Origin of the sequence: Amycolatopsis sp. WAC 01416, assembly GCF_003947485.1 — a bacterium.
Lineage (GTDB): Bacteria > Actinomycetota > Actinomycetes > Mycobacteriales > Pseudonocardiaceae > Amycolatopsis.
Map to the genome: position 1 here is coordinate 216,109 of NZ_QHHX01000004.1, position 15,930 is coordinate 232,038.

A 15,930-nucleotide genomic window follows, 5' to 3' on the forward strand; every position below is an offset into this window, starting at 1 on the left:
TGAACGTGCACTAATCGGCCATCAGGCGCATTGTCGTTGGTACCCCCCGAGGGGTAGACCTTGGTTATGACGACGTCACAGCTCCTCGTCAGTACTGACCAGGCAGGTGTCGAACTCCCGGCCGACGCGCCGCGTTACTCCCTCCTCGTGGCGAACGGGAACGAAGAAGTCGTTGCCGCGCAACGCCTTCGATATCAGGTGTTCGCCGAGGAAATGGGCGCGACGCTCAATTCGCTCGAACCCGGCCTCGACGTCGACTACTTCGACGAGTTCTGCGATCACCTCGTGGTGCGGGACGACAACACCGGCGAGATCGTGGGCACGTACCGGATGTTGCCGCCCGATCGGGCCGCGCGGGCGGGAAAGCTTTACTCCGACAGCGAATTCGATCTCACCGCGCTCGATTCGCTGCGTCCTTCGCTGGTCGAGACGGGCCGCTCGTGCGTGCACCCCGACCATCGCAGCGGAGCCGTGGTGAGCCTCGTCTGGGCGGGGATCGGGCGCTACATGCTGCTGGCGGGCCACCGGTACCTCGCGGGCTGCGCCTCCGTGCCGCTGACCGACGGCGGGGCGTACGCGGCAGGTGTCTGGGATGTCCTGCGCGCCAAGCACTATGCGGACGAATCCCTCCGCGTGACGCCGTTGAACCCTTGGCGGACCGAGGATCTCGAACGGCCGAGCCGCGCGATCCTCCCGCCGCTCATCAAGGGCTACACGCGCCTTGGCGCGAAAATCTACGGCCCGCCCGCGCTCGACGCGGATTTCGGTGTCGCGGACTTCTTCGTCCTGCTGGATCTGCACAACGTCGACGAGCGATACCTCAAGTTCTTCCTGGGAGTGCAGGGATGACTCACGCCTGGATGCCGAAGTCGCCGTGCGGCGACGGCTGCCTGAGCGAAGGGGCGCCGACGGTGGCGTTCCCCCGGCGCGTCCTGCGGTTCACCGCGGCGATCGGCGTCATCTTCGGTGCTTTCCTGTCGGCCCCGCTGGTGCTCGTGTTGCGTGGCATGCCCCGGGAACGGTTGGTACGCCTGCTTTTCGTGGGGATCCTTCGCTCGTTCGGGGTGAAGCTGCGCGTGCTCGGCGACGAGCGGTTCCGCGCCGTGCCCGGCCGCGGCGCGCTGGTGGTGAACAACCACATCTCGTGGCTGGACATCATCGCGGTCAACGCCGTCCAGCCGATGCGGGCGCTCGCCAAGAAGGAGGTCGGCACCTGGCCGGTGCTCGGCCTGCTGGTGCGCCGCGGCGGCAGCATCTTCCTCGACCGGGAGAACCTGCGCAGCCTGCCCGCGACGATGGACGAACTCGCCGATGCGATGCGCGGCGGATCACTGGTCAGCGTGACGCCGGAGGGCACCACCTGGTGCGGTCTGGGTTCGGGCCGGTTCCGCCCGGCGACCTTCCAGGCCGCGATCGACGGCGGGGTCCCGGTGCGGCCGCTCGCGCTGCGCTTCCGGCTCGCCGACGGGCGGGAGACGACCCAGCCGGCGTTCATCGGGCCGGAGTCGCTCATCGCCTCGCTGCGCCGGGTCGCGGCGCTGCGCGGTCTGGTGCTGGAGGTGCACGTGTGCCCGGAGATCGCGCCGGGTCGCGCCTCGGACCGGCGGGAACTGGCCCTGCTGGCGGAATCCGCGGTGCAGGCGGCGCTCGGGCGGGTGCAGATCCCGGTGCAGCGGCGGCGTCGCGTTGCGGCTCCGTTCCCGGCTCCGGTCGCGCCTTCGGCGCCTTCGGCTTCCGAGACGGTCTCTCCCTAGCGCGCGTGCAATGAAGGGGCCTTTCATTGCAAATTTTGCAATGAAAGGCCCCTTCATTGCAGCCGCCGGCGGGCTCGCGCGGCTGTCAGTCGAAGGTCAGCGTGATCTTCCCGCCCGCGTGACCCGTGGCGCTTTCCCGGTGCGCCTCGGCGGCATCGGCGAGCGCGTAGCTGGAGCCCAGCTTCAGCTTCAGGTCCCGCGCGACCAGATCCTCGAGCACCGCCCCGCTTTCCGAGCCGCCCGCCGAGAACTTCAGCCCCTGCGCGTACGCCGACGGGTCGGCGATGGTGATCAGCCGCTCGGGTGATCCGAGCAGTTCGACGGACTCACCCAGAACACCGAAGCCCGCCGCGTCGAACACCGCGTCGACACCGTCCGGCGCCACCGACCGGACCCGCGACACCCAGCCGTCGCCGTACTTCACCGGCACCGCGCCGAGTTCCTTCACCTCGTCCAGAGACGAAGCGCCGGCGAGCCCGATGACCGTGGCGCCGAGTGCGACGGCGGCCTGGGTGGCGATCCGGCCGACCTGGCCGCTCGCGCCGTGGATCACCACCGTCTCGCCCGGTTTGACCTCGAGTTCCCCCAGCACCCGCAAGGCCGTCTCACCGACGATGGGCAGCGAGGCGGCCTCGGGCCACGAAAGCCCGGCGGGTTTGCGGATGACCTTGGTCGCCAGCGCGTACTCCGCGTACGTGCCGGTGTCGGACCAGCCGAAGACCTCGTCACCGACGGCGAAACCGGCGCCTTCGCCCACCGCGTCCACCACACCCGCCAGTTCCAGGCCGAGGATGTGCGGGAACTCGACCGGGCGGATCTCCGCCATGGCGCCGGACCGGATCTTCCAGTCGATCGGGTTGACACCGGCGGCCTTGACCGCGACCCGCACCTGGCCAGGGCCGGGCTCCGGCAGCGGGACCTCGGCAAGCCCCAGGACGTCCGCTTCGCCGTACTGGGTGATGGTGATCGCTCGCATGTTCGCTCCTATCGGGATTTCTTCGCTGCGATCAGTCAAGCGGCGCCCGGACCTCGCCCGAACCAGTCGGACGAGCAGTGTTCACTAGCCGGGAGAGCAGCGTCCCCGCGCCGAGCCGCGCCTACTGTGGACTCATGGACCCGCTGCACGTGTTGAGCCAGGTCGAGTACATGCTCGCCGCTCCGCGCCCCGAACTCCTGCCGCGTTTCTCCGCGACGGCCGCGGCCGTCCTGCCGCATCGCGCGGCGGCCATGGAGACCGGTGACTGCTCCCGCCTTCCGATCAAGGTCCACGGCGATCCGGCGATCACCGGCGCGGTCACGAGCGCGGAGCTCCAGCGGCTCGGCTCGCTCGGCGTTCCGGGCCAGGCGGTGGTCACCGAGGAGACACTCGGCGGGAAACGCCGGAAACTGGTCGTCCTGACCTCGGCCCCGGTGATCGGCAAGGGCGCGATGATCGCGCTCGTCCCCACCGAGGACGCGCCCGCGGACGGCGCGCTCGAGTTCGTCGCCAAGCTGTGGGACATCGTCAGCGTGAACGCGGCCCAGCGCGCCTCCGACCCCGAACCCGCGGTCCTGGAGAGCAACATCGCGGCGGCGACCGCCCGGGCGCGGGCGATCACCGATCTGGGACAGACCCACGCGACCGCGTTGACGTCGTTGCTCTCGGTGCTGCGATCACGGCGGCTCGGCGACGCCGCCGCCCGGCAGGCCGCGACCGACCTCGCCGCGACCGCACTGGTCGAACTGCGCTCGATCGCGGACCGCGATCAGGAGCTCTCGGCGGAGCCGGCGTCGGAGGCGTTCGACACCCTTGTCACGCAGCTGGATCCCTTGGTGCGCCACAACGACGTGACCGTCGAGCTCGCCGGGCCCGGTGACGGACGGCCGCTCCCGCAGGACATCGCGCACACCGCGCGCACGGTCTCGCGCGGCCTCGTGCTCTCCGCGCTGGAGCGGGGCAGCGCCCGGGTCCGGGCGTCCTGGCGGATCGACCGGGAGACGCTCCGGGTCACCGTGCGGGACGACGGCCCGGACGTCGCCCGCGCCGTGCCCGCCACCGGTCTCACCGAGCGGATCACCCCGCTCGGCGGACGCTGGGAGGTCGACGCGGTACCCGATTGGGGTGCCACGATCACCGCCGTCCTGCCGCTGGGCGTCCAGGAAACGCCGGAACTGCGCCCGCTCGATCGGCTGAACCCGCGTGAACTCGAAGTCCTCGCCGGGATCTCGCGCGGGAAGCGGAACCGGCAGATCGCCGAAGAGCTGGCGCTGACCGAACACACGGTGAAGTTCCACGTGCGGAAGATCCTCGGGAAGCTGGAAGTCACCTCGCGCGGCGAGGCCGCCGTGCTGGCCCGTGAGCTGCGCCTGGAGTCCGTCAGCGCTTGACCTCCACCGAACTGGAGGTTGCAGGCTCGTCGTATGACGATCACTGGGGACAAGGCCAAGCCGAAGGGTGTGCTCTGGACACCTGAACACCGCGTGACCACGATCGGGCTGCTGCTCATGGTCACCCTCATCGCGTTCGAGAGCATGGGCGTCGCCACCGCGATGCCGACGATGGTGGCCGATCTCGACGGCCTCGCGCTGTACGCCTGGCCCTTCACCACCTTCCTGGTCGCCAGCGTGGTCGCGACCGTCCTTTCCGGACGCCTCGGTGACCGCAAGGGCCCGGCGCCCGCGCTGCTCGCCGGTACCGCGCTGTTCGCCGCCGGGCTGCTGGTCGCGGGGCTCGCCCACGACATGCCGCTGCTCCTGCTCGGCAGGGGATTGCAGGGTTTCGGTTCCGGTCTTCTGCTGGTCTCGGTGTCGCTGCTGATCGCGCTCACCTTCAGCGACCGCGAACGCCCGGTGATCTACGCCGCCAACGCCGCCGCGTGGGTGCTGCCCGCGGTGATCGGTCCCTCGATCGCGGGAGTGGTGACCGTGAGCCTCGGCTGGCGCTGGGTGTTCCTGGGACTGATCCCGCTCACCGGGATCGGGCTCGCGTTGCTGGTCCTGGTCACGCGCAAGCTGCCCGTCCACGTGCCCGGCGAATCCGCCGGCCGGGCCGGGATCGTGCCCGCGGTGGTCGCCGCCCTCGGCGTCGCCGCGCTCACCTGGGCGGCGCAGCACCCTTCCCTCGCGGCGCTGGCCTACGGCGGCGCCGGTCTCTTCGCCCTCGCGTACGCCCTCCGCAAACTCCTGCCCGCCGGCACACTGACGTCGCGGCCGGGGTTGCCGACAGTGATCGCCTCGCGAGCACTGATCGCGGGCGCGTACGCCGGGATGGAGGCGTACCTGCCGCTCACGATGACCGAGGTCCACGGCTACAGCCCCGCGCTGGCCGGGCTGCCGCTCACGGTGACCGCGCTGGGCTGGTCGGCGGGCTCGATGCTGCAGGGCCGCATGCTGGACTGGTCGCGCGAAGCGTCCCTTCGGACCGGGTTCGCGCTGGTCGCGGCCGGTTTGGCGATCTTCGTCTTCGTCCCGCTGCCCTCGTTCCCCAGCTGGATGGCGTTCGTGGCGTCGGCGGTGGGCGGCGCCGGGATGGGTATCGCGATGCCCGCGATCTCGGTGCTGCTGCTCCGCTACTCGCCGGAGGCCGAACGCGGCTTCAACACCTCGGCGCTGCAGCTCGGCGACTGGGTCGGATCGGCTCTGACCATCGGTTTGGGTGGAGTTCTGCTCGCTTCCCTGGCGTCGGCGAAAGAGCCTTCGGTGGCGATCGTGGTGCTTTCGGTCGTGCTGACCGGCATCGCGTTGCTCGGGGTGCGGGTGACCGGCCGGTGGCCGTCCGGTATGAGCGGCGCCACCCGCTGAGCAGGGTGGGCTTGGTCACGCCCCGGAGCGGGCTACCCTGAAGGGTGCGATGACCTATCTCGACCACGCGGCGACCACCCCGATGTTGCCCGAAGCCGTAGCGGCGATGTCAGAGGCGCTGTCCACAGTGGGCAACGCCTCCGCGCTGCATTCCTCGGGGCGCCGGGCCCGCCGCCGGGTCGAAGAAGCTCGCGAAGTGATCGCGGAGGCGCTGGGCGCCCGGCCGTCCGAGGTGATCTTCACCGCCGGCGGCACCGAGAGCGACAACCTCGCGGTCAAGGGCATCTTCTGGGCCCGCAACGGCGAAGATCCGCGGCGGAACAGGGTGCTGTGCAGCACCGTCGAGCACCACGCCGTCCTCGAGTCCGTCGAGTGGCTGGAGCAGCACGCGGACGCCGAGATCGTCTGGGTCGAGGTCGACCAGGCCGGCCGGGTGACCCCCCAGGCGCTGCGCACCGCCATCGGCGACAGCCCCGAGACGGTCGCGCTGGCCACCTTGATGTGGGCGAACAACGAGGTCGGCACGGTCAACCCGATCGCCGCGCTCGCCGCCGTCTGCGCCGAACACGACATCCCGCTGCACACCGACGCCGTGCAGGCCGTCGGCGCGGTGCCGGTCGACTTCGCCGAGAGCGGCGCGGCCGCGCTGACCCTCACCGCGCACAAACTGGGCGGCCCGTACGGCGTCGGCGCGCTGCTGCTCGGCCGCGACACCGCGTGCGTGCCGGTCCTGCACGGCGGCGGCCAGGAGCGAGCGGTGCGTTCGGGCACCCTCGACGTCCCCGCGGTGATCGCGTTCGCGACGGCGGTGAAGGCCACGGTCGAAGGCCGCGAGGAGTACGCCAAACGCGTCGCCGAACTGCGGGACGACCTGATCGAGGCCGTCCGGCGCGAGGTGCCGGACGTGGTGCTCAACGGCGGCGAGGGCGAGCGCCTGCCCACGCACGCCCACTTCACCTTCCCCGGTTGCGCGGGTGACAGCCTGTTGATGCTCTTGGACGCCAAGGGCATCGAATGTTCCACCGGTTCGGCCTGCACGGCGGGTGTCGCGCAGCCGAGCCACGTGCTGCTGGCCATGGGCGCCGAACCCGCGTCCGCGCGCGGATCGCTGCGGTTCTCGTTCGGGCATACCTCGGCACCGGAAGACGTTGAAGCGGTTTCGAAGGAGATCGCGGGCGTCGTCGACAGGGCGAGGCAGGCGGGACTCGCCGGAATGCGCAAGCAGACGCAGAAGCAAGAGGTGTGAGGAAGATGCGCGTACTGGCCGCGATGAGCGGGGGAGTGGACTCGGCGGTGGCCGCCGCGCGCGCCGTGGACGCCGGGCACGAGGTCGTCGGCGTGCACCTGGCACTGTCGGCGAAGCCCGGCACGCTGCGCACCGGATCCCGGGGCTGCTGCACGATCGAGGACTCGGGCGACGCACGACGCGCCGCGGACATCCTCGGCATCCCGTTCTACATCTGGGACTTCGCCGAGCGGTTCACCGAAGAGGTCATCGAAACCTTCGTCGGCGAGTACGCCGCGGGCCGGACGCCCAATCCGTGCGTCACCTGCAACGAGAAGATCAAGTTCGAAGCGTTGCTGGACAAGGCGATGGCGCTCGGCTTCGACGCGGTCGCCACCGGGCACTACGCCCGTCTGTCCCTTGTGGACGGTGTGCCGGAGCTGCGGCGCAGCGTCGATTCGGGCAAGGACCAGTCCTACGTGCTGGCCTCGCTCACGCCGGAGCAGCTGCGGCATTCGCTGTTCCCGCTGGGCGACTCGTGGAAGACCGACGTGCGTGCCGAGGCCGCGAGCCGTGGCCTTTCGGTCGCGAAGAAGCCGGACAGCCACGACATCTGCTTCATCCCGGACGGCGACACCAAGAGCTTCCTGGAGAAGCGGCTCGGTCAGCGTCCCGGGCAGCTCGTCGACGCCGAGACCGGCGCGGTGCTCGGTGAGCACACCGGCGTGCACGGGTTCACCGTCGGCCAGCGCAAGGGACTCGGCATCGAGGCGCCGGCGCCGGACGGGCGGCCGCGCTACGTGCTTTCGCTGGAGCCGGTTTCGGGCACCGTGAAGGTCGGTTCCGCGCGGGACCTCGGCGTGAACGTGATCGAGGCGGACCGCCCGATCTGGCCGAGCGAGCGGCCGCTGGACGGCCCGATCGAGTGTGTCGTGCAGGTACGCGCGCACGGCGGGATCGTCGAGGCCGTCGCTGAGGTTTCGGGCGACTCGGGCGACTCGGTGACCATTCAGCTTCGTGAGCCGCTGCGCGGCGTCGCGCCTGGGCAGGTCGTCGTGCTGTACCGCACCGACGCGGTCGAAGGCGACCTCGTGCTCGGCAGCGCGAAGATCTCCGGGACCCGCTAACCCCCTTCCGCAACTCGGCACCTGGTTGCGGTCCTTGCGCGTGCAACTACCGCAACCAGATGACTGATTGCGGCGGAGGTCAGAGCTTCAGCTTGAAGCCGGTGTGCGTGGCTTCGAAACCGAGGCGCTCGTAGAACCGGTGCGCGTCCTCGCGTTTCACGTCCGACGTCAGCTGCACGAGGGTGCAGCCCCGCCGCCGTGATTCGTCGACGGCCCACCTCATCAGGTCGCCGCCGAGTCCGGAGCCGCGGTGGCTCGCCCGCACCCGCACGGCCTCGATCTGTCCGCGCAGCGCGCCTTTCCTCGCCAGGCCCGGAATGATCGACAGCTGGAGCGTGCCGACGGCCTCCCCGTCGTCGTCGGCGACGATCAGCAGCTGCGCCGGATCGGCGTCGATCTCCTCGAAGGCCTTCAGATACGGCGTGAGGTCGTCGGCGGAATCGCGGGTGCTGCCGATCTGGTCGTCGGCGAGCATCCCGACGATCGCCGCGACGTCTTCCCGGCGCGCTTGACGGATGATCATGAGGCGTAGTGTCGCACTCCGTCGGTCTCGGTCGCGGTCAGTTTCCCCTGGGCCACCAGCAGATCCAGATGCGAACCGGTCTCGAGGACGGCGAGCATCTGGTTGAACGGGTCCATTTCGCCGAGCTTGCGCTGCCTTCGCGTCCAGCCGAGGCGCAGCGCGACCTCGTACGCAGTCGTGACGTCCGCGGTGATCTCGGCGCCCATGACCTCGAGCCGGTCTCGGTGGTGCTCCAGCAGCGCGTCGACGCGGGCGTGGACGCTGTCGGTGACGGGGCCGTGCGCGGGGAGCATGCGCCGGTCCGGCATCCCGCGCACCAGGCGCAGGGAGTCGAGGTAGTCGCGCAGCGGCAGTTCGGCGGGCACCGGCTGGAATCCGATGGACGGCGTGATGTGCGGCAGTACGTGGTCGCCGGAGAACACCAGCCCCGCCTCGTCGTCGACGAAGACGACGTGCCCGGCCGTGTGGCCCGGCGTGTGCACGACGTCGAACTCGCGGCCGGGCACGATCGCGCGTTTGCCGGAGGTGAGCCATTCGTCCGGCTGCTCCCACAGATGCGCCTCGGTGTGCCGGACGCCGCCGAAGGCCCTGGCCAGCTCCTCGACGACGGGTCCGGCGCCACAGCGTTCGAGCAGGCCGACCTGCGCCTCCATCGGGAACCGGTCCGGATCGCCGGAGCGCGTCAGCGACGGCTCTTCCAGCTTCCCGAGCCCGAGCTTGCCGCCGAATTCGCGGCGCAGTTCCACGGCGAGGGTGTAGTGATCACGATGCACGTGGGTGATCAGGAATTCGTCGATGTCGCCGAGGTCGGCGCCGATCGCCTTCAACCCGCGCGAAAGCCGCTCGCGGGCGGACTCCAGCGCCCAGCCCGAGTCGACGAGGACCAGACGGGTGCCGTCGGTGACGACGTAGACGTTGACCGCGCGCAGCGCGTCCTGCGGCAGGGGCAGCGGGATCCGGTGGATCCCTGGCGAAACCGTGTAGACGCCTGGCTCGGCCCAGTCCCGCTCGCCGTCTTCGGGCAACGGCTCCATGGTGACCTCCGTCCCGGACGCACTCCAGCGTGCCGCCCCAGTCCCTCCACCTTGAGCCGCCGGAAGCCGAGTGTCCACTTGTGCGGGTGAGACCCCGGTCACCTTGGTCGTGAGTGGCGTTTCGGGTTCTAACCCGAAACGCCACTCACGACCAAGGTGAGCCACTCGCGACGGTGCGAGAAGGCCTCCCTCAGCCCTTGTCGTCCTGCTTCAGCGCGGTGTCGATGGTCAGCGCCGAGGCGACCACCATCGAAGCCAGCGGATCCCGTAGCGGCCGGTGGATCTCGACGACGTAGTTGTCGGCGGTGGTGAAGGCGGCCTTCACGAATCCGCCCCAGGTCTTGGTGATCCGCGCGATCTCGACGCCGGCGTCGTCCTTGACGACGAAGTTCCACGCCCGCCAGTTCTCGGCGAAGATGCCGCCGATCTTCCTGCCGTCGACCACGAATCCCAGCCGGATCTTGCCGAAGACGTTCTCCTGCACGATCTCGCCGATCGGGGAGTCGTCGGCCTTCGTCACCAGGAACCGGGATTTGAACACCTTCGCCGGCCGCGTCACCTTCAGCACGGTGCTGTGGTTCGCGTCGCGGATTTCGAAGCGGTGGGTGAGGAACTGGTCGTAGTTCGTGAGCAGCCGGATGGCCTTCTTCAACGTGCTCTGCCCGACCTGGACGACGCCGCCGAGGCGGTTGCCGTGCTGGTCGAACACCCCGAACTCGTTCGACATCTCGATGAGTTTCGCGCGCTGGTTGACCACCAGCACGGGTTCGGAGAACAGGGTGCCGCCGCCGGTGGCCCCGCCGCTCCTGCCTTGGGTCCCCCTCGCCGCCTGCGCCCGGACCTTCGCCGGGTCGTGCACGCCTTCGATGTCCAGTTCGATCATCTCGGCGTCGTGCGAAGGCCGCGTGTTCGCGGTCCAGGCCTGCCCGTCCCACCACCGGTACATCCGGGGGTTCTGCTGGTCGGGGTACCAGCCGGCGGGCTGTGGAGAGCTCGTCATGGCAGGTCAGAGTAATCCGCTCGGCGCCGTCACGGGCTCGCCGAGGGCAATTGCGTCGAATGTCCGTGTCCTCCCTCGCCCCGCCGTGCTCTCAGGTCGGACCAAGGGGAGAATCCGGGTGTGAACGAACGACCTTGGCCTCTCGGCGCGGCCACCGCGATCGGTTCCCTGCCCGGTACCGACCCGGTCGAGGCCGCTTCGATTGTGTTCGGCGAACTGCCCGAATTCCCCTGTATGCCCGAACTTCCCGCCCGCGGTGTCGGGGCCGACATGATCGGCCGGACGGCGGCGTTGCTGGTCGACCTCGCCGTCGAGGTGGTGCCGAGCGGGTACCGGGTCGCCGCCCGTCCGGGGCACGACCACCGCCGGGCCGTCGACCTGATGAACTGGGACCTCGACGCCGTCCAGGAGGTGAGGGAGAAGGCAGGCGCCGCGCCGCCCGCCTTCAAGATCCAGGTCGCCGGGCCGTGGACACTCGCCGCGAACGTCGAACTCCCGCGCGGGCACCGGATCCTCACCGACAAGGGCGCGCTGCGCGATTTCGCCGCGTCGCTGCTCGACGGACTGGTCGAGCACGTCGCGGAACTGAAGTCGCGTATCGGCGCGCCGGTGGTGATCCAGTTCGACGAACCGTCGCTGCCCGACGTCCTCGCCGGTGACCTCCCGACGGCGTCCGGATACGGCACCGTTCCCGCCGTGCCCGCGCCGGAGGCACGCGACCTGCTTTCGACGGTGATCGCCGGTGCGGAGCGCATCACCGGACAGCCGGTCGCGGTGCACTGCTGCGCGGCGAAGCCACCGATCTCGTTGCTGCGCGCGGCGGGGGCGCAGGCGATCGCCTTCGACTTCACCTTGCTGAAAGGTGCTTCGCCCGCGCAGCTCGACGAGATCGGCGAGACGCTGGACTCCGGGACGACGTTGATGCTCGGGCTCGTCCCCACGACCGATCCCGGCGTGCCGGTGGAGCTGCGTGACTTGGTCACGCCCGTGTTCAAACTCGTCGACCGGCTGGGTTTCCGCCGCGAGATCCTCGCCGAACGGGTCGTGCCGACCCCGGCGTGCGGCCTCGCTGGGGCCACCCCCGACTGGATGCGCCGCGCGCTCACGCTCAGCCGGGAGGCGGGCAAGGCTTTCACCGAACCGCCTGAAGGCTGGTGAACGGCGCGGTAGCGTGCCTCTCATGCGTTTGTTCCGCCGACCTCGTAAGTCCGAGGACGTTCCCGACCCCCGCACCGCCTGGCCGGAGCAGCCGGTCCCCGAGGACGCCGCCGCCGCGGCGGCGGCCTTCTGGGAGGCGTGGTTGGCCCTCCTGCCGGAGGTCAGCGCCGCCCTCGGCGACCGTGAACCGCACCGGGTGGAACACGACCTCTGCACCATCGTCGAGGCGCTGCATCCCCGGCTGCACTTCTCGCTCGATCGGGGGCACCGGGCGATCTACTCGCTGGTGCTGACCGGCCAGGAGGATCCGGAACTGCGCCCGTACACCGACGCGTGGAAGGCCGCGGCGCCGCCGGAGGACGCCATCTGGGAGTACCACGACTCCGTGCCGCCGGTCCCCGATCCGAGTGAGGTCACCGTCAACCTCGGCGAGACCCGCATCGCGCTCGCAGACGTGCGGGTGACCGCGAAGGTGGACGAATCAGCCGGACGGGTGGACGTGACCGTGTTCCATCCGCTGATCGACGAGCTCGCGCCGGAGACCCGGACGACCATGACCTTCCTCCCGCTGGACGCCACGCTGGGTGAGCGGGTCGCGGCCGAACGGCTGCGCAAGGTCGAGCTGGTGACCGAGGCCCAGGACGGGCAGCTGACCCTGCTGGAACTGCGCGAGGTGGTCGGCAGGCTGTCCGGAAATGTCGGTACCCCCGACTAGAGTCACCTCCGTGAGCAGCGAACTTCCCGAAAACCCCGAGCCGGCGCAGGACGTCACGGACGTGCCGGCCGACGTCCGTGAAAGGCATGCCGAACTGGCGGAGGAGATCCGCGGTCACCAGTTCCGGTACTACGTGCTGGATTCACCGATCGTGTCCGACGGCCAGTTCGACGAACTGCTCAACGAACTCCAGGCCATCGAGGACGAGCATCCCGGGCTGGTGACGCCGGAGTCGCCGACGCAGAACGTCGGCGGCACCTTCTCCACCGAGTTCGTCGCGCACGACCACCTCGAGCGCATGCTCAGCCTGGACAACGTGTTCGACACCGAGGAGTTCGAAGCCTGGGTCGAGCGGGTCCAGAAGGAGATCGGCGCGACGAAGTACCTCGCCGAACTGAAGATCGACGGGCTCGCGATCAACCTGCTGTACGAGAACGGCCGCCTGACCCGGGCGCTGACCAGGGGCGACGGCCGCACCGGAGAGGACGTCACGCTCAACGTCCGCACCCTCGAGCAGGTGCCTGAGCGGCTGACGGCGACGGACGAGTTCCCGGTGCCCGCGCTGGTCGAGGTCCGCGGCGAGGTGTACTTCCGCGTCGAGGACTTCCTCGCGCTCAACGCGAAGATGGTCGAGGCGGGCAAGGATCCGTACGCGAACCCGCGCAACACCGCCGCCGGATCGTTGCGGCAGAAGGATCCCAAGATCACGAAGTCCCGCAACCTGCGGCTGATCTGCCACGGTCTCGGCAAACGTGAGGGCTTCGAGCCGAAGCGGCAGTCCGAGGCGTACGACGCGCTGGCCGCGTGGGGGCTGCCGGTCTCGCCGCACAGCAAGGTGCTCGGTTCGGGCAAGGAACTGCTGGCGCACATCGAATACTGGGGCGAGCACCGGCACGACGCCGAGCACGAGATCGACGGCGTCGTCATCAAGGTCGACGAGGTCGTGCTGCAACGCCGTCTCGGGACGACCTCGCGGGCGCCGCGCTGGGCGATCGCCTACAAGTACCCGCCGGAAGAGGCGATCACGACCCTGCTGGACATCCAGGTCAACGTCGGCCGCACCGGGCGGGTCACCCCGTTCGCGGTGATGGAGCCGGTGAAGGTGGCCGGGTCCACGGTGGCGATGGCGACGCTGCACAACCAGGAAGAGGTCAAACGCAAGGGCGTGCTGATCGGGGACAAGGTCGTCATCCGCAAGGCGGGCGACGTCATCCCCGAGGTGCTCGGCCCGGTCGCCGACGCGCGCACCGGCGAAGAGCGCGAGTTCGTCATGCCGTTGCGCTGCCCCAACTGCGACACCGAACTGGCGTACCAGAAGGAGGGCGACATCGACATCCGTTGCCCGAATTCGCGGTCGTGCCCGGCGCAGCTGCGGGAGCGACTGTTCCATCTCGGCGGCCGGGGCGCGTTCGACATCGAGGTGCTCGGCTACGAGGCCGCGGTGGCGATCCTGGACGCCGGTGTCGTGCACGACGAGGGCGACATCTTCGATCTGGACGAGGAAAAGCTGCTCCAGGTGGAGCTGTTCCGCACCAAGGCGGGGGAGCTGTCCGCCAACGGGCGCAAGCTGCTGGACAACCTGGAGACGGTGAAGGACCGTCCACTGTGGAAGGTCATCGTCGGCCTGTCGATCCGGCACGTCGGCCCGACGGCGGCGCAGGCGCTCGCGCGGGAATTCGGCTCGCTCGAACGGATCGAGAACGCCTCGGAGGAGGAGCTCTCCAGCGTCGACGGCGTCGGCCCGACCATCGCCCGCGCGGCGAAAGAGTGGTTCGAGGTCGACTGGCACCGCGAGATCGTCGAGAAGTGGCGCGCGGCCGGCGTGCGGATGGAGGAGGAGCGCGACGAGTCCATCCCGCGCAACCTCGAAGGCCTGTCGATCGTCGTCACCGGTTCGCTGAACGACTACTCCCGTGACGAGGCCAAGGAATACATCATGGCCCGCGGCGGGAAGGCGGCCGGTTCGGTGTCGAAGAAGACGGCGTTCGTGGTCGTCGGCGACGCGCCGGGCACGAAGTACGACAAGGCCGTCCAGCTGAAGGTGCCGGTGCTCGACGAGAACGGCTTCCGGGTGCTGCTCGAAAGCGGTCCCGAGGCCGCAGCCGAACTCGCGCTGCCGACAGAGGAGGAAAACGGTGAGTGACCTGGAGATCCGGCCCGCCCGCCCCGAGGAGCTGACGGCGGTCGGGGAGCTCACCCTGGCCGCGTACTCCGCGGAACGGAGCCTCGTCGACGGCGTGGGCTACGCCGCCGAACTCCTCGACGCCGCCCGCCGGGCGGAACTGGCGGAACTCCTGGTCGCGGTGGACGGGGACGGCACGCCGGTCGGCACGGTCACCATCGCCCGGCCGGGCACGCCGTTCGCCGAACTGTCCCGCGAGGGCGAACTGGAGTTCCGCATGCTCGGGGTGCTGCCCTCGGCGACCGGGCGCGGCATCGGCGAGGCCCTGACCAGGGCGGTCCTCGCGCGGGCGCGGGAACTGGCCGTGGCAAGGGTGGTGCTGTGCAGCCTGGTCACGATGACGCGGGCACATCGGCTCTACGAGCGGCTGGGCTTCGTGCGGCTGCCCGACCGGGACTGGGAGCCGCATCCCGGCGTGACCCTGATCGCCTACGGCCTGGAGCTCGCCTAAGCCCCCTCCGCCCGTGCAATGAAGGGGCCTTTCATAGCAAAATTTGCAATGAAAGGCCCCTTCATTGCACGCCCTGGGCCAAGGGAGCGAGCGCTCAGCTGTCCAGCACGACGGCGACGATGCCCGCGAAGTGCGCCAGCCGCGCCACCTCGGCGGCCCGGAAGTTCGGCCCGCCCGGCCGCGCGACCAGCAGCGCCTTGCCGGGCTTCCCCAGCGGCGTTGCCGCGAGTTCGGTCCCCAGTTCCTTCCACGTCTCCGGCACCCACGCCTCCTCGGCGTCGAGGATGGTGGCGCGTTCCAGCGGCAGCCACGGCAGGTCGGTGATCGGCGTCTCGGGCGCGGCGTTGGACGACGCCAGGCGCACCGCGCCCGACTCCGCGTGCTCGACGACGACGGCCCAGCCCGCGCGGATGATCCGCGGCACACCCTCGGCGAGGATCTCCAGCCCCGAAGCGGGCTTCGCGGCGATCTCCTCGACCAGTTCGAGTTCGCGGTGCGTGTCGAGCACCCCGGCGTACGCGCGGACGGCGTCGACCTCGACACCGTCGACGCTTTCGGCGGCGGTGATGAGCGCGTCCGGCAGCCTGCCGGAGGGGATCTCGACGACGAGGTCGTCGATGGCGACACCGCCGCCGCGTTCGACCACATCCACGCTCAGGATGTCGGCGCCGACGGTGCCGAGCGCGGTGGCGACCGCGCCGAGGGTCCCCGGGGTGTCCGGTAATTGGACCCGGATCAGGAACGACACACGCGCCCCTCTCGCCTCAGGCGTCCCAGCCTCGCCGTGGAACGCGCTACGCCGGGCGCCGATTGTGACAGACCGGACGAGGTAATGGGACCCGACGTCCGGGGCGCGGGATAACGAACCAAGCACTCCTTACCCGACATGGGAGCGCAGGCCGCGGCATAACCCAGTCGAGTACGCCGACGCCGCCACCATAGACTTGCAGCTTCCGACAGAACCCGCACAGCACACCCCGG

General features: G+C 70.0%; 15 protein-coding genes. 10 read left to right on the top strand and 5 right to left on the bottom strand.

What is annotated here, in order from left to right:
* Window positions 1-66 precede the first annotated feature (66 nt).
* A complete protein-coding gene (locus DL990_RS14765) occupies window positions 67-849 on the top strand; it encodes a GNAT family N-acetyltransferase (RefSeq protein WP_125786803.1) in 783 nt (260 codons plus the stop codon).
* A complete protein-coding gene (locus DL990_RS14770) occupies window positions 846-1,754 on the top strand; it encodes a 1-acyl-sn-glycerol-3-phosphate acyltransferase (RefSeq protein ID WP_125786802.1) in 909 nt (302 codons plus the stop codon). The genes DL990_RS14765 and DL990_RS14770 overlap by 4 nt, the downstream gene beginning before the upstream one ends.
* Before the next feature lie 85 nt (window positions 1,755-1,839).
* Here the strand turns inward: DL990_RS14770 and DL990_RS14775 are convergent, their stop codons facing one another.
* Window positions 1,840-2,730 (bottom strand): NADP-dependent oxidoreductase, encoded by an 891-nt coding sequence (locus tag DL990_RS14775; RefSeq protein ID WP_125799026.1) that lies wholly within the window; start codon window positions 2,728-2,730, stop codon window positions 1,840-1,842.
* A gap of 134 nt (window positions 2,731-2,864) precedes the next feature.
* Between DL990_RS14775 and DL990_RS14780 the strand changes: the two genes are divergently transcribed.
* Genes DL990_RS14780 through mnmA form a run of 4 tightly spaced genes read left to right on the top strand, consistent with a single transcriptional unit; the run spans window position 2,865 to window position 7,886 of the window.
* The gene (locus DL990_RS14780; protein ID WP_125799027.1) at window positions 2,865-4,121 is read left to right on the top strand and encodes a LuxR C-terminal-related transcriptional regulator; all 1,257 of its coding nucleotides are present in this window, start codon (window positions 2,865-2,867) and stop codon (window positions 4,119-4,121) included.
* Window positions 4,122-4,154: 33 nt separating this feature from the next.
* A complete protein-coding gene (locus DL990_RS14785) occupies window positions 4,155-5,534 on the top strand; it encodes an MFS transporter (protein WP_125786799.1) in 1,380 nt (459 codons plus the stop codon).
* A 49-nt stretch (window positions 5,535-5,583) separates the two neighbouring features.
* Entirely contained in the window at window positions 5,584-6,780 is a 1,197-nt protein-coding gene (locus DL990_RS14790; protein WP_125786798.1) for a cysteine desulfurase family protein, read from the top strand.
* A 5-nt stretch (window positions 6,781-6,785) separates the two neighbouring features.
* Window positions 6,786-7,886 carry a tRNA 2-thiouridine(34) synthase MnmA gene (gene mnmA / locus DL990_RS14795; protein WP_125799028.1) on the top strand — a complete coding sequence of 367 codons (1,101 nt, stop codon included), beginning with the start codon at window positions 6,786-6,788 and terminating at the stop codon, window positions 7,884-7,886.
* A gap of 79 nt (window positions 7,887-7,965) precedes the next feature.
* On the opposite strand, the gene DL990_RS14800 is transcribed toward mnmA, so the two are convergent.
* The 3 genes from DL990_RS14800 to DL990_RS14810 all read right to left on the bottom strand — a co-directional run bounded on the left by DL990_RS14800 (window position 7,966) and on the right by DL990_RS14810 (window position 10,443).
* Window positions 7,966-8,409, bottom strand: coding sequence for a GNAT family N-acetyltransferase (locus tag DL990_RS14800; protein WP_125799029.1), 444 nt, complete (start codon window positions 8,407-8,409; stop codon window positions 7,966-7,968).
* Window positions 8,406-9,443: an MBL fold metallo-hydrolase gene (locus DL990_RS14805; protein ID WP_125799030.1), complete on the bottom strand. Its 1,038-nt coding sequence runs from the start codon at window positions 9,441-9,443 to the stop codon at window positions 8,406-8,408. The genes DL990_RS14800 and DL990_RS14805 overlap by 4 nt, the downstream gene beginning before the upstream one ends.
* Window positions 9,444-9,633: 190 nt before the next feature.
* Entirely contained in the window at window positions 9,634-10,443 is an 810-nt protein-coding gene (locus DL990_RS14810; protein WP_125799031.1) for a phospholipid scramblase-related protein, read from the bottom strand.
* Between the two features lie 120 nt (window positions 10,444-10,563).
* Between DL990_RS14810 and DL990_RS14815 the strand changes: the two genes are divergently transcribed.
* Genes DL990_RS14815 through DL990_RS14830 form a run of 4 tightly spaced genes read left to right on the top strand, consistent with a single transcriptional unit; the run spans window position 10,564 to window position 14,949 of the window.
* A complete protein-coding gene (locus DL990_RS14815) occupies window positions 10,564-11,601 on the top strand; it encodes a methionine synthase (RefSeq protein WP_125799032.1) in 1,038 nt (345 codons plus the stop codon).
* A gap of 22 nt (window positions 11,602-11,623) precedes the next feature.
* Window positions 11,624-12,316, top strand: a complete 693-nt coding sequence (locus DL990_RS14820) for a hypothetical protein (protein ID WP_125786792.1) — start codon at window positions 11,624-11,626, stop codon at window positions 12,314-12,316.
* Between the two features lie 10 nt (window positions 12,317-12,326).
* Window positions 12,327-14,459, top strand: a complete 2,133-nt coding sequence (ligA, locus tag DL990_RS14825; RefSeq protein ID WP_125799033.1) for an NAD-dependent DNA ligase LigA — start codon at window positions 12,327-12,329, stop codon at window positions 14,457-14,459.
* Window positions 14,452-14,949 carry a GNAT family N-acetyltransferase gene (locus DL990_RS14830; RefSeq protein ID WP_125799034.1) on the top strand — a complete coding sequence of 166 codons (498 nt, stop codon included), beginning with the start codon at window positions 14,452-14,454 and terminating at the stop codon, window positions 14,947-14,949. Before ligA ends, DL990_RS14830 begins: the two co-directional genes overlap by 8 nt.
* Window positions 14,950-15,043: 94 nt before the next feature.
* On the opposite strand, the gene DL990_RS14835 is transcribed toward DL990_RS14830, so the two are convergent.
* Window positions 15,044-15,697 carry an amino acid-binding protein gene (locus DL990_RS14835; protein WP_125799035.1) on the bottom strand — a complete coding sequence of 218 codons (654 nt, stop codon included), beginning with the start codon at window positions 15,695-15,697 and terminating at the stop codon, window positions 15,044-15,046.
* Window positions 15,698-15,930: the final 233 nt, after the last annotated feature.

Excerpts from the sequence above, each read along its gene's own strand:
- DL990_RS14800 (WP_125799029.1), bottom strand. The coding sequence starts at position 8,409 with ATGATCATCCGTCAAGCGCGCCGGGAAGACGTCGCGGCGATCGTCGGG.
- DL990_RS14765 (WP_125786803.1), top strand. The coding sequence starts at position 67 with ATGACGACGTCACAGCTCCTCGTCAGTACTGACCAGGCAGGTGTCGAA.
- DL990_RS14810 (WP_125799031.1), bottom strand. The coding sequence starts at position 10,443 with ATGACGAGCTCTCCACAGCCCGCCGGCTGGTACCCCGACCAGCAGAAC.
- DL990_RS14790 (WP_125786798.1), top strand. The coding sequence starts at position 5,584 with ATGACCTATCTCGACCACGCGGCGACCACCCCGATGTTGCCCGAAGCC.
- DL990_RS14775 (WP_125799026.1), bottom strand. The coding sequence starts at position 2,730 with ATGCGAGCGATCACCATCACCCAGTACGGCGAAGCGGACGTCCTGGGG.
- mnmA (WP_125799028.1), top strand. The coding sequence starts at position 6,786 with ATGCGCGTACTGGCCGCGATGAGCGGGGGAGTGGACTCGGCGGTGGCC.
- DL990_RS14780 (WP_125799027.1), top strand. The coding sequence starts at position 2,865 with ATGGACCCGCTGCACGTGTTGAGCCAGGTCGAGTACATGCTCGCCGCT.
- DL990_RS14805 (WP_125799030.1), bottom strand. The coding sequence starts at position 9,443 with ATGGAGCCGTTGCCCGAAGACGGCGAGCGGGACTGGGCCGAGCCAGGC.
- DL990_RS14770 (WP_125786802.1), top strand. The coding sequence starts at position 846 with ATGACTCACGCCTGGATGCCGAAGTCGCCGTGCGGCGACGGCTGCCTG.
- DL990_RS14820 (WP_125786792.1), top strand. The coding sequence starts at position 11,624 with ATGCGTTTGTTCCGCCGACCTCGTAAGTCCGAGGACGTTCCCGACCCC.
- DL990_RS14785 (WP_125786799.1), top strand. The coding sequence starts at position 4,155 with ATGACGATCACTGGGGACAAGGCCAAGCCGAAGGGTGTGCTCTGGACA.